At 34.1% G+C, this 11764-nt stretch carries 14 protein-coding genes, 1 pseudogene and 1 riboswitch; of the genes and pseudogenes, 8 read left to right on the top strand and 7 right to left on the bottom strand.

What is annotated here, in order from left to right; genetic code table 11:
- Nucleotides 1-105: 105 nt before the first annotated feature.
- The gene (locus KDN24_RS22315; RefSeq protein ID WP_409974046.1) at nt 106-1332 is read right to left on the bottom strand and encodes an MFS transporter; all 1227 of its coding nucleotides are present in this window, start codon (nt 1330-1332) and stop codon (nt 106-108) included.
- On the bottom strand, nt 1329-2372 hold the full coding sequence (locus KDN24_RS22310; protein WP_409974047.1) for an ArsR family transcriptional regulator: 1044 nt from the start codon (nt 2370-2372) through the stop codon (nt 1329-1331). The genes KDN24_RS22315 and KDN24_RS22310 overlap by 4 nt, the downstream gene beginning before the upstream one ends.
- A 284-nt stretch (nt 2373-2656) precedes the next feature.
- On the opposite strand from KDN24_RS22310, the gene KDN24_RS22305 reads away from it, so the two are divergent.
- From KDN24_RS22305 to KDN24_RS22290, 4 genes and pseudogenes are all read left to right on the top strand, one after another.
- Entirely contained in the window at nt 2657-3445 is a 789-nt protein-coding gene (locus tag KDN24_RS22305; RefSeq protein ID WP_409974048.1) for a nucleotidyltransferase domain-containing protein, read from the top strand.
- 28 nt (nt 3446-3473) lie between these two features.
- Complete coding sequence (locus KDN24_RS22300) at nt 3474-4091, top strand: class I SAM-dependent methyltransferase (protein ID WP_491348166.1); 618 nt, start codon at nt 3474-3476, stop codon at nt 4089-4091.
- Between the two features lie 389 nt (nt 4092-4480).
- Nucleotides 4481-4813, top strand: a pseudogene (locus KDN24_RS22295) (NUDIX domain-containing protein); the annotation flags it as partial.
- A 111-nt stretch (nt 4814-4924) separates the two neighbouring features.
- Nucleotides 4925-5485, top strand: coding sequence for a sugar O-acetyltransferase (locus KDN24_RS22290; protein WP_409974336.1), 561 nt, complete (start codon nt 4925-4927; stop codon nt 5483-5485).
- Nucleotides 5486-5564: 79 nt separating this feature from the next.
- Here KDN24_RS22290 and KDN24_RS22285 read toward each other — a convergent pair whose 3' ends face one another.
- The 5 genes from KDN24_RS22285 to KDN24_RS22265 all read right to left on the bottom strand — a co-directional run bounded on the left by KDN24_RS22285 (nt 5565) and on the right by KDN24_RS22265 (nt 9173).
- Nucleotides 5565-6725: an MFS transporter gene (locus KDN24_RS22285; protein WP_409974049.1), complete on the bottom strand. Its 1161-nt coding sequence runs from the start codon at nt 6723-6725 to the stop codon at nt 5565-5567.
- 295 nt (nt 6726-7020) lie between these two features.
- Complete coding sequence (locus KDN24_RS22280) at nt 7021-7257, bottom strand: YkgJ family cysteine cluster protein (RefSeq protein ID WP_409974050.1); 237 nt, start codon at nt 7255-7257, stop codon at nt 7021-7023.
- A 205-nt stretch (nt 7258-7462) separates the two neighbouring features.
- The gene (locus KDN24_RS22275) at nt 7463-8239 is read right to left on the bottom strand and encodes an alpha/beta fold hydrolase (protein ID WP_409974051.1); all 777 of its coding nucleotides are present in this window, start codon (nt 8237-8239) and stop codon (nt 7463-7465) included.
- A gap of 6 nt (nt 8240-8245) precedes the next feature.
- A complete protein-coding gene (locus KDN24_RS22270) occupies nt 8246-8767 on the bottom strand; it encodes an undecaprenyl-diphosphatase (RefSeq protein ID WP_409974052.1) in 522 nt (173 codons plus the stop codon).
- 118 nt (nt 8768-8885) lie between these two features.
- Nucleotides 8886-9173, bottom strand: a complete 288-nt coding sequence (locus KDN24_RS22265; RefSeq protein ID WP_409974053.1) for a hypothetical protein — start codon at nt 9171-9173, stop codon at nt 8886-8888.
- 198 nt (nt 9174-9371) lie between these two features.
- On the opposite strand from KDN24_RS22265, the gene KDN24_RS22260 reads away from it, so the two are divergent.
- From KDN24_RS22260 to KDN24_RS22245, 4 genes are all read left to right on the top strand, one after another.
- On the top strand, nt 9372-10076 hold the full coding sequence (locus tag KDN24_RS22260; protein ID WP_409974054.1) for a DUF421 domain-containing protein: 705 nt from the start codon (nt 9372-9374) through the stop codon (nt 10074-10076).
- 80 nt (nt 10077-10156) lie between these two features.
- A complete protein-coding gene (locus tag KDN24_RS22255) occupies nt 10157-10570 on the top strand; it encodes a DUF6944 family repetitive protein (RefSeq protein ID WP_409974055.1) in 414 nt (137 codons plus the stop codon).
- Between the two features lie 184 nt (nt 10571-10754).
- The gene (locus tag KDN24_RS22250) at nt 10755-11228 is read left to right on the top strand and encodes a CarD family transcriptional regulator (protein WP_491348165.1); all 474 of its coding nucleotides are present in this window, start codon (nt 10755-10757) and stop codon (nt 11226-11228) included.
- A gap of 135 nt (nt 11229-11363) precedes the next feature.
- Nucleotides 11364-11547: riboswitch (cobalamin riboswitch) on the top strand.
- A gap of 1 nt (nt 11548) precedes the next feature.
- Nucleotides 11549-11752, top strand: a complete 204-nt coding sequence (locus tag KDN24_RS22245; protein ID WP_409974056.1) for a hypothetical protein — start codon at nt 11549-11551, stop codon at nt 11750-11752.
- Nucleotides 11753-11764 lie beyond the last annotated feature (12 nt).

Below are 11764 nucleotides of genomic sequence, written 5' to 3'. Positions count from 1 at the left end.
TTTGATACCATAAGGTAATTAAGTAATCTTACTTATTAATCGCCGAAACAACTTTTTATTTGCGCTAAAAAGCGTATGTACGAATTTCTGACATACGCTTTATCATTAACTTATTTTTCGTTTTTTATTTGCAAGTAATCCGTTATCAGATTGAAAAAATGAAGCAAAGAAATAAAATAACCCAGGTAAAACAATCACTAAGCCAACAATCGCATAGATTTGACGAATACTTAAACCGAAAAATGATGAGGAAGCAAACAATATTCCTAATGGCATGGTAAGCCGCAGGAAAAGTAATCGTACTGCACTAAGTTGGGTTAAACGATCGCTGGGGGCTTCACGCTGAAAAGTTGCTGCACTTTGGGCATTGAATAAAGGAAATAACATTCCTCCGAATAATTCACATACCCAAGCAAATGGAATGGAATTTACAAAAAACAAGAGCACGAATGAAAGACCGCCTCCAATTAGACCGATATACATAGTTTGATAGGTTTTTGGCAACTTCGAAAGTATCATCATCCCTAAGAAATAACCGACTGGGAATGCTCCAGAAAAGATGGCATACTCCCAATAATGACCATTAAGGTCTCCACGTATAAAAGGCACACTTAAAACCATTGTTGCTCCAACTGCAAATTGTACTGTAGAAGAAAGGATTGTGAGCCGCAAAAGATTCGGATGTTTAAAAAATATTCGATAGCCTTCCTTCATTTCTGTCCACCAAAATTTCTTTGTCCAAGTTGCCACTTTCTTTGTACTTGACTCCGGAATGCGTGATAGTGCAAAAAAACTAGCAAGGAACATGACAGATGAAAATCCGTATATAAAATGCATAGGAATGAGCAATAACAGTAATGAAATTGCTCCGGGAGCAATAAAGCTCATAAGTCGTATAGTCCCATCCAGAAGTGAATTTGCATGGATAAGCTCTTTCTCTTTACAAATTTCTGGCAGAAGTGAAAAAGATAAACTTGCATAAATCGGCTGCATCAAACCTAACAAACATTGCAAAACGACTAAGCCAAAAATCGTTCCCGCATTTATACCAATTACATAACCAACTAGTGGAAGAATGTACGCTCCGGCACGAACTAACTGTATATTTCGAAGCGTTTTTTCCTTCACAACATGGTTTAGAAAGGGGGCACTTATGCCTTGTAAAATCAAAGAAGGAATAAAATAAATAAGCCAGAGTACACCCATCCATTCCTTTGATCCTGTTAGTTCATACAGCAGCAAACCATTAATGATTCCCCCTGCGGCGCCACCAAATTCTGATATGATTTCACCTACCCAAAGTGCTTTAAAAGATTTCGAGTGCCTCTTCATATGTGAATTCCAAGATACTGAGTGATTCGTCCAGAAAAAGCATGAATTTGCGCTAGATTTGCTGAATAGATCCCTTTATCAACACGAATAAACTTTGCTGCTTTTAATATAGAAAGCTGGTGATGTAATGTTGTTTTGGAAGTGTTAAACTGCGTGCTAATCTCTTGAAGAGATAACGGTCCCTTGAGAAGCTGATATAGCAATTTCAACCGGAGTTCATCCCCTAACGCCTTATGACCACGAATCAATTCATTTGGTGGAATACCTGCCTCGAGCAAATATTCTTCCTTCAAAGGATAAAAGAAAAGCTTAGTATCAGGTGTTCGCTGTTCCAATACCCATGGACGATAAGATACTTGAGGAATTAGTTTGACAGTCCACACAGAAGGTTCAGGAAGATACTGAACACCACCTGTAATTCGTTCAATTTCCTCAATTGGTTTTGATTTATTCAATGAGCTATACTGCTTCTGCTCATAAGTAAGTGCCTGAGTCCACTTTTCCCATTCATCTTGTTGGCTTACCCACTTATACCACTCCTCCAATGTATTAGTGAATATTTTGCAAATATCTTGATGTGAATAATGACCGAGATTACGAATATATCCACCTAAGTAGTCGTGGGATTCAAAATAGGTAGCGTATTTCTCAAATAATTCACCTTGTTGATGTCCAATGGCTGTTGCTTTTCTAATTGCCTCAGTATCTCGATTCTTGTAAGGTAAAAGTATGTCATAAAAATAATCAATTGGAATTTCTGAAAGACGATTCGAAAAATCTTGAACAGATGATGTGGATAGTTTATTTTGAATCATAATCATCCCATACCAGAAGTTAGTCTTCTCAATCACTTGTAAATACTTTACTAATGATGTAGGCATTGAGTTCTGCTCTAATGACCACTTTTCATCTAAATCGAATGTATGTCGAAGCTGTGCATGTGTATATCCTGTAATTCCAAGAATTACTTCCCAGACAGGTGAGGATTCTACTTGTATGGAAATGGTTTCAATTGGCTGTGGGGAATAAAGGTGTTTCATAAAAGAACGAACCTCCTCATTATACATTTCTTTTATTCTAAACTAATCGAATTATATATTCAATATTTTTGGAATAAAATATAAAAGAAATAAACCAAAAAATAAGCAAACAAAAAATCAGAGAATCAATCTGAGAAATTCATTCCCTCAAGATATCTTCTTAAATGGGAGGGCAGTATTAATTGAAGAAGGAATAACTCTTTTTATATAGAATTTGTTCATTTATATGGGTAGTAAAAAATGACGTTCAAAAAAATTATCATAAATGGATTGAGGTAATAAAATTGAAAGAAACCATAGTAGAATCTCTAAAAAAAATCGAGGAAGATTTTCAAGTGAAAATTCTTTATGCTTGTGAATCAGGCAGCAGGGCTTGGGGGTTCCCTTCAAAGGATAGCGATTATGATGTTCGATTTATTTATGTTCATAAAACAGAGGATTACTTAACCATTGATCAAATGGGAATAGGGACGAAACGAGATGTTATTGAGTTGCCTATAAATGATTTGCTTGATGTTTCAGGCTGGGATTTAACGAAAGCATTAAAATTATTTAGGAAATCCAATCCGCCATTAATGGAATGGTTACATTCAGGAATTATTTATTATCAAGATTTTTCAACTATTGAACAGATGAGAGAGCTAAGCAAAACCATCTTTGCTCCAAGCGCTTGCCTCCATCACTATTTAAATATGGCAAGTAATAATTTTAGGGAATATTTAGAAGGAGAAAAAGTGAAGATTAAAAAATATTTCTATGTTCTTCGACCCGTATTAGCTGCACAGTGGATAGAGAGATTTAATGAATTTCCTCCTTTGAAATTTCAAACATTATTGCAAACCTTAATACCAGAAAGTGAACTAAAGAATGAAATCCAAATTCTTTTAAAAAGAAAATTGGCTGGGGATGAGCTGGATTTAGAGCCAAAAATCCAGGTAATAAACAATTTTCTGAATGCCGAAATTATTCGTCTCCGTGAATATACAAAAACACTTAATCTTCAGTTTCCAAACTTTACTCCAAAATTAGATAAACTTTTTAGGGACACCCTTGAAGAAGTTTGGAACAACTAAGAAGGAATTAAAGTGGGAGAGGAAACTTATGAATAATACTTGGAATAGAGTGATATATAAAATTTGGTCTCCAATTTACGATAAGATTTTTAATTCAGGTGTTTTTTTAAATGCAAGAAGACAAATATTTAAACATATACCTTTTCGTAGTAAACAGAAGGTTCTTTTTGTTGGTGTAGGAACGGGTGCTGATTTAGAGCTAATAACTCAATCTGATTTAGATATAACCGCAATTGATTTTTCACCTGATATGCTTAAAAAGGCAAGAGAGAAATTTAAGAATTCATCCATTACGTTTTTAGAAATGGATGCGCTTAATATGTCTTTTAATAATGAATCGTTTGATTATGTCTTTGCCAGTCTAATTCTTTCAGTGGTACCTGATGCAGATAAGTGTTTTCAAGAAATGGCGAGGGTACTAACACGGGATGGAGAAATAATTATATTCGATAAATTTGCTCCAAAAAATAATAAACCCTCACTATTGAAAAAAATACTCAGACCATTTATTAGAGTATTAGGGACAGATATTGGATTGAATTTTGAAGAGTTGTATTCCAGAAATCATAAAGGGTTAGTGATAGGAGAAGATCAACCGATAATGATGAATGGAATGTACAGAAAAATTGTAATTAGTAAAAAGTAGTTGAATTAGTTTTTTCAGAAAAAGGTAAATATTTATTTACCTAGTAAAAATGAAACTCAATCAGATTTAACTATAATTATAGATCCATTAACAGACATTTCAGGATAATATAGAGTAATCTAGTGACCTCACATTATAAATGTGGGGTTTTTAATTCGCTCTAGGAGACTTTTGTTCAAGTTAAAAAAGAAACAGGGATTTTTTGGTGTTTCGTCGAAATGGGTTAACTAGTTACTAACTAGGTTTTTTAGTTAAATACTCACACATTTATTATTCTTTGTTTTACAGCCAAGGACAATAATAATGAAGATAAACCAAGTTTTCGAATTAGTGATTCGGATTAGAAGTTGTATTGTCAAAATAAAAAATAGTGATTGGCAAGGTGAAAAATGGTTAAAGTGTTTGGAGAAAAAATGGCTGGTTTTGATTATAAATTAAGAAAATGTGTTTATGCGATAGTTTTAAACTCTGAAAGAAATAAAGTTTTAACAGTCCAAACTTCCAGGGGGCACTATTTTTTACCTGGTGGTGGAATTGAAAATAATGAAAGCTATCAAGAGTGTCTAGAAAGAGAAATGCTTGAGGAAACGGGTTATAAAGTGTTGATAGGTTCTTTTATTGGGAATGCAATGAGATTTTTCCGTTCTACTAAAAATGAACCTCAGCTTAACGACGGATATTTTTACTTGGTAGACTTATTAGATAAAAAACAAGAACCAATCGATGATGATCACTTTATTCAATGGATAGATATTAACCGTGTACAAGAGCTTCTTTTTCATGAACATCACGACTGGGCAATAAATGAAGTTTTAAAAAGGCAGGCGATTGTAATGAAAACTGAAAAAGAAAAAATGTTGGCGGGAGAAATGTATAATTCTGCTGACCCTGAATTGGTCAAAGACCGTGAAAATGCTAGAAGGCAAGTAAGAATATATAATCAAACTTTAGAAACGGAAAGTGATAAACGCACTCAATTATTAAAAGGGCTTTTAGGTTCTATAGGAGAAAACGTATATATGGAGCCAAATATCCGTTTTGATTACGGTTATAATACTTTTGTTGGAGATAACTTTTTTGCAAACTTTGATTGTGTCATCTTGGATGTTTGTGAAGTAAGATTCGGGGATAATTGTATGCTCGCACCTGGGGTACATATTTATACAGCAACTCACCCGCTTAACCCAACTGAACGTAACTCAGGAAAAGAATATGCGAAACCCATTACGATCGGGAATAATGTCTGGATTGGTGGAAGTGTAGTAATAAATCCAGGTGTTAAAATTGGAGACAATGCTGTAATTGCGTCAGGTGCAGTAGTAACGAAAGATGTACCTGCAAATGTTGTTGTTGGCGGGAATCCCGCAAAAGTTATTAAACAAATAACATTATAAACATCGTTTAAGCCAAAGACTTTTTTATGCAAACAAATCCACCTCTAATAACATAGAGGTGGATTTGTTTTAGGGTGATTTAATCATTTTTTACTTTTTCTTTTAAATAATCCTTATAGACTAATACAGCCACAACAATAAAACTTAGGCTAACGATTCGAAAAATCATCTCTAAACTGACCCATTCAGCTAAAATACCTAATATAAATGCGCTGACTCCAACCCCAACGTCAAAACTGGAAAAAAAGGTTGCGTTGGCTGCGCCACTTTTTTCTTCACTTACCTTTTGAACTGTCCATGCTTGTAAACATGGCATAACAGTTCCATAACCGGCCCCAAATGAAATCGCCGCAAAAATAAGTTGGAAATCATTTGTGGTATAAGACAGCAAAATAAGTGACAAAAATCCTAAAACTGCTGACATTATGATGATAGACCAAGGTCCTTTTTTGTCATACCATTTCCCAGTAAACGGACGTATTAAAGTGGCGACCGTTGCATTGATAAGAAAGAAAAGAAAAATATGATCTAATCCCTTTTGTTTTCCAAAAAGAACTAAGAACGTAATAATCGCTCCAAAACCAAGTGTTGTCATAACCGTCAGTAATGCTTGAAACGATACATCTTTTTCAAAAATCATATCCAAAAATCGAAAAGGTTGCTTCTTACGCTTTACAGGAGCAGGCGAATGGACAAATTGAAATGCAATGACTGCCAATAGACTGAGTATCGCAGAAGACCAAATTAAAATGTCAAAGGAAAAAGAGTCATATATAAAAATCCCTAAACTCGGTGCTATGATAGCTCCCACCGTAGTTGAGACGGAGAAATACCCCATTCCTTCTCCTAACCTTTTCTTAGGAATTAAATCGACTGCTAATGTACTATTGGCTGTTGTTGAGACGCCCCACGTAATGCCATGAAAAAATCGTATTAATAGAAACAGCCAAACGATATTGAGAAAAGGATAAATAAGTGTAATCAACATTAGAACTGCACTTGCACCAATGGCTAGACTTTTCCGTTGATTATCAATTAAATAATATCCTACTAAAGGTCTGATTAGGACAGCGCCTATCGTAAATAACGTTGTCACTAAACCCACTTGCATAGTAGAAGCATTAAGACTTATTAAATAGGCTGGCAAAATGGGAAGCAACATTTCAAATCCAATAAAAACGAAAAAGTTGCTAATAAAGATAAAAAGAAATGATGTATTAAAGATTTTTTGTTTATTCATATTAAGATTCCTCGCTTCTAAATTTTTTTCTAACTTAGAAGCGTCTGGAACACTGAAACGTTTTTCAATTGCCTTAATTTTTTAATCAATTGATTCACCCTCTTTAATAGTTTTTTGAATTTATTAAAATAAAAAAGGCATCTCACTCAGATTGCCTTGTTGGTTTAATAATAATTGGCACTTTAATAGCTATTAATTATAACTTATTTATCACTTATAACCAACCTTTTTTATACAACTTGATTTCTACAGTCTACAAATGTGCATGTTAATATGCTTTTTCCAATCGATATAGCTACTTAAAATCTTCCCAAGTAAAATCAAATGTTAAAATCCCAATATGGTTAACTTTAACAGATTGGTGCATTTGTTTTGTTGCTAATTTAGGCTTTCGGAAACAAGCAAGCCCTTCGTAAAATCCAAACATACGACAAATTTCTGGTCTTACCGAATGTTTGCCACATCTATCATTCCTTAAATCATAGACACCCCCACCTCGTGTTACAACGATTAAGATTGAATTATGAACCATTTTTTGGACGACAAAAAACCTGAATAGTGTTTACTAATCAGGTTTGTGGACAAGTTGAAATGATTTATTTCTAGTTACATATATTATAACACAGCTATGTAGTTAATCATAAACATTTCATTTTTTTACTCTTCGACTAGCGGATATTTTACAGGATATACCAGATGATGTAAATGAAAATATGGATGATTTTCAAATTATTACCTTAACCAATTGAAATTGTATGGACAAATTGCATGATCGAATCATTTAATTGTTTTGCAGCTTTAGTCGGAATTCGATGATTTTCATTTATTAATAATAATTGGTTATGTGGTAATTTTTCCTGAAGCACCATTGCATATTGGTGAAATGATAAATCCTTTTTCCCGTACACTAATAAAATAGGATGTTCAATCTTTTCAAGCTTTTGTGTGCAATTATATTGTAGGCTGCAACGAAAATACTGTTCCATATTTCTTATATCTCCCTGTCGAGCTTCGGCAAACATCTTTTTGAAAATGGCTGAGGTATTTGAATTACCCATCGAAATGGACCATGCCAATATAAACTTTGCTCTTACTTTCGCAAGATTAATTCCTATGAGAATCTTTTTTCTTAAATAATCATCATTAACATTCGGCATTCCACTAATAATGATTCCGCTATAAGCGCGATTTGGAAAGGTCAGTAAAAACTCTAATGCGATAGATCCTCCGGTAGAATAACCGCATATGAAAGCTTTTTCTATTTCTAGATGGTCCAGCAGTTTTTTTATATCACTGACAATGAGCGGGTATGTAATAGATGTATTTGAAAACTCACTTTTTCCATGTCCTCTTATATCAAAGGTGATCGTTTGAAAATACTGAGATAAGTATGATGTTTGGTAGTCAAAGTTAGCAGAGGTAAGGACAGGGGGATGAATAAAAACGATGGGAATTCCACTTCCCCGCACTGAATAATACATTCTTGTCTCAGTATCTATTTGAAGAAACGGCATATTATATCACCTTTCTGTATGTTCATTTTTCTCATCCATGAATCCGATCTGATTAATAACATAACTAGTTATAGATGCAATGGTTGCACTCCCGATAATATCAAGCGGATAATGATGACCTAACCATATACGAGAGAAGCCTGTTAAGCTTGATAGGAAAAGCATGATTGCACCTAGCAGACGATTGCGAAGATAAATAGTCGTAGAGATAGCATATACAAGTATTGTGTGCTTACTTGGAAATGAAGAATCCACTTTAGACGGGATAAGGATGCCAACTCGTCTGTTCATAAATGGGCGTGGTTTAAAATAAAAAATCTTAATGATCTTGTATATGAAAAATGATACACCCATAGAGAAAATGCTATTTAATGCTAAAATCCGGTAACGGCTTTTTTTAATCCACATAAAAATGATCACAAAAATAAATACATAGCGAATCTTATTCGATATGAATATCATCAGTAAATCAAGCGGACGACAGTGTCCTGAAAGCTGATTAATGAATCGAAAAGCTTTGTAGTCCATGAAGAATAGGCTCCTAACTTTTTCAATATTAAACGCAATAGCAGTTTTAATATGACCTCGGAACATTGAAAGTATTCCCTCTCAAATGTAAAATGCCCACTTAAAGTGGGCGTGAAAGCTATTTATTTTGATTATTATCAGGTAGTAACTCTTTTGAGAACTCTGTTAAATCAGCCATTTTAGGTGTTTGGCCCATGCTTGGTACTTTGAGGTTACTCATGAGATTTTGAACAGAATTTTGAATTGTTCTGTTTCTATTTCTTTTTATTCCAAATGCGGCTGCACTAACAGCAAGACTTAGCACAGTTGTCCAAAGTATCCCTCGATTGTTTCTTTTTTTGCGAAACATATTGAAACGATTTTGTGTTCTTTTCATGTTAAAGAGAGCGGAAACCATCTTATTCAATTCAACCACTTCCTTAATAAAAATTGGAACGCAAAAAATCCACCTTCCACGATCTAATATTTGCCTAAACAAGCGAGCTCATGCAAGGAAGATTTTGCTTAAAAGCTGAATTTCAGGACATATTATCAGTATTAAATGAACTTTACTCAACAGGTCAAAGTTTACCAAAGCAAATTTGTTTGTTCGGAGGAATATCGAATGGACTTTTTTTTCGGCCAGGAAACGCTTACGACTATGCAATGGATCTTAAGAGCTATCATTGCTTATTTTTTTATGCTCCTTATTACGAGAGTAATGGGACAGCGTTCCATTTCACAATTAAGCTTTCTTGACTTTACAATGGCTTTAATAATAGGAAATATTATTTCTCACCCACTTTCTGATGAACGACGTGGATTAAAGGGTCCTATCATTACAATGATTGTCCTCGCCATATTATATTTATTGAGCATTTTTTTAACTTTAAAATGGGCAAAGCTTAGAAGGTTTGTTTTTCCAGAAGCTTTTCCATTAATTAAAAATGGTCAGATCTTATCTGAGAATTTGCGCAAAGCAAGGATTTCAATAGATGATTTATTATCAGCAGCTAGAAAAGACAAAATCGAAGATATTAGAAAAGTTGCACTAGCCTTGTGGGAGCAAGATGGCCACATTTCATTTTTTTTGCTTCCTAGTCATCAAACGGTTACTAGAAGTGATGTAAATCTCGTGCCACAACCGTTTGATTTACCAAAAATAATTGTTCGAGAAGGTGTCATTGATAATGAAGAATTAAAGCAGGTGGGGAAGGAAGAAAATTGGCTAATTCATACTTTAAAAAAAACGCATCAGGTCGAGGTAAGTGACGTATTGTTAGCAACAGTTGATAAAAATGGTGAGCTAACCATCTTTTTATATAAATAAACTTCCACCGCGTTACTCACGTTTTTCTCAAATTAGAATAGTAATGATTGTAATTCGATTCGTGTAGTGGAGTGATTAAAATGGAAAATCATCAAGATAAATGGGATAAGGATAACCAAAATAAATTTTCAGACAGAGCATCTTTAATACGTAGCCTTGAAGAGCAAATAGAAGTTGCTGTTTGGCTGCAAGCATTTGGGCAATTAAGTGAAGCCATTTTATTATCTAAGCTATTATTTATTAGTGATAATGTTGACTCTCATGGCGAGCAAAAAATTGTCGTTGGAAATTGGGTGCAAGCGTTAGGACAAATAATGGAAGCTTTAGGGGTATCACAAGAATTGTCTACAATTGATAAAGAAATGATCTTAAATGCACAAAAATTAGCCATTGCAGGCAGCTTTATTCAATCATTTGGAGCCCAGATCGAAGGATTTGGAGGAGTTGAAGTAATTCAGGAGGAGAAGGAAGGAGCAGAACTTTTTGTTCCTTAAATAATCCCGTTAATCAACCAAAAGAAGTATTAAAAATTTTCACGAAAATCTTATAAAAAAATCCAAAAAATATTTTTCATAAATGTATTGACATATATTAAAATAAAATGTTATATTTAAAAATTGTTTATTTTTATTCAATATGATACCATATATATTGTAAGTATATATGGAGGTGGAGAATTTGTTTCAAATTGGAGACAAGGTTTTTTATCCGATGCATGGGGCAGGTATCATTAAAGCCATAGAAGACAGAGAAATTCTTGGCAAAACCCAGGAATATTACGTGATTACTATCCCTATTAGTAAGATGGATATCATGATTCCTTTGGATAAGATGTCGAAATCGGGTGTTCGGGCCATTGTTGATCTTGAGACAATGAAGGATATTTTGTATGATTTTCATCATGCAGAACCAAAACGCTCACTTCCGTGGAAAGAAAGATTTAATGCAAATATGGAGAAAATGAAGACAGGTAAAATGAGTGATTCTGCTGAAGTAGTGCGAGATCTATTGTTTCAAAATAAGGAAAAAACCCTTAATTCAAGTGAGAAACAAATGCTTCAGAACGCACAAAGAAATTTAATTAGTGAGTTAATTTTAATAAAGGATATATCAGAGAGCAAAGCGGCTGACTTATTGAAAATATCGAGTTAAGAAGGGCACACCACCATCAAATGATTGGTGGTTTTTTATTTCGCAAAAGTGGCTGACAAAAGAAAGAAGTTTATGGTAGAATAAGAAAAATACTATATATACGATAGTATATAAGTGAACACTACTACATATTGATTTAGATATTAGATATTAGGTGTCTTTTCTTAGACTTAATAGGGAATTTGGTGTGAAGCCAAAGCTGTCCCCGCAACTGTAAGTGTGACGAAATAAGCAGACCACTATATGATTTTTTATATGGGAAGGGCTTAAAGTAGAGTGAAGCACGAGCCAGGAGACCTGCCTAGATCGCGGATGAACGAATGGTTATAGATCGTATTGTCCCGATAAGTTCAACAAACCATCAAAAACACAGGTGGATGGTTGACTTTATCTATTATCCGCTTCTTCGGGTGAAAGAAGATGGGGTAAGTGAAATTCATACATATGATGCTTTATTTAGTATGTCTTCTTCCTATCCTAAGTTCACCTATGGTGGGCTTTTTTTATATGGAAAGCCTACCTAATTTAATAGTTTC

Origin of the sequence: Cytobacillus sp. Bva_UNVM-123, assembly GCF_046351715.2 — a bacterium.
Classification (GTDB): Bacteria; Bacillota; Bacilli; order Bacillales; family Cytobacillaceae; genus Cytobacillus.
The sequence above is the reverse complement of the archived record's forward strand: the minus strand, read 5'-3'. Positions and strand labels throughout refer to the sequence as shown.

Coding starts and splice junctions, on each gene's coding strand:
- KDN24_RS22315 (WP_409974046.1), bottom strand. CDS start 1,332: ATGAAGAGGCACTCGAAATCTTTTAAAGCACTTTGGGTAGGTGAAATC.
- KDN24_RS22310 (WP_409974047.1), bottom strand. CDS start 2,372: ATGAAACACCTTTATTCCCCACAGCCAATTGAAACCATTTCCATACAA.
- KDN24_RS22300 (WP_491348166.1), top strand. CDS start 3,474: ATGAATAATACTTGGAATAGAGTGATATATAAAATTTGGTCTCCAATT.
- KDN24_RS22290 (WP_409974336.1), top strand. CDS start 4,925: ATGAAAACTGAAAAAGAAAAAATGTTGGCGGGAGAAATGTATAATTCT.
- KDN24_RS22285 (WP_409974049.1), bottom strand. CDS start 6,725: ATGAATAAACAAAAAATCTTTAATACATCATTTCTTTTTATCTTTATT.
- KDN24_RS22280 (WP_409974050.1), bottom strand. CDS start 7,257: ATGGTTCATAATTCAATCTTAATCGTTGTAACACGAGGTGGGGGTGTC.
- KDN24_RS22275 (WP_409974051.1), bottom strand. CDS start 8,239: ATGCCGTTTCTTCAAATAGATACTGAGACAAGAATGTATTATTCAGTG.
- KDN24_RS22270 (WP_409974052.1), bottom strand. CDS start 8,767: ATGGACTACAAAGCTTTTCGATTCATTAATCAGCTTTCAGGACACTGT.
- KDN24_RS22260 (WP_409974054.1), top strand. CDS start 9,372: ATGGACTTTTTTTTCGGCCAGGAAACGCTTACGACTATGCAATGGATC.
- KDN24_RS22255 (WP_409974055.1), top strand. CDS start 10,157: ATGGAAAATCATCAAGATAAATGGGATAAGGATAACCAAAATAAATTT.
- KDN24_RS22245 (WP_409974056.1), top strand. CDS start 11,549: ATGGTTATAGATCGTATTGTCCCGATAAGTTCAACAAACCATCAAAAA.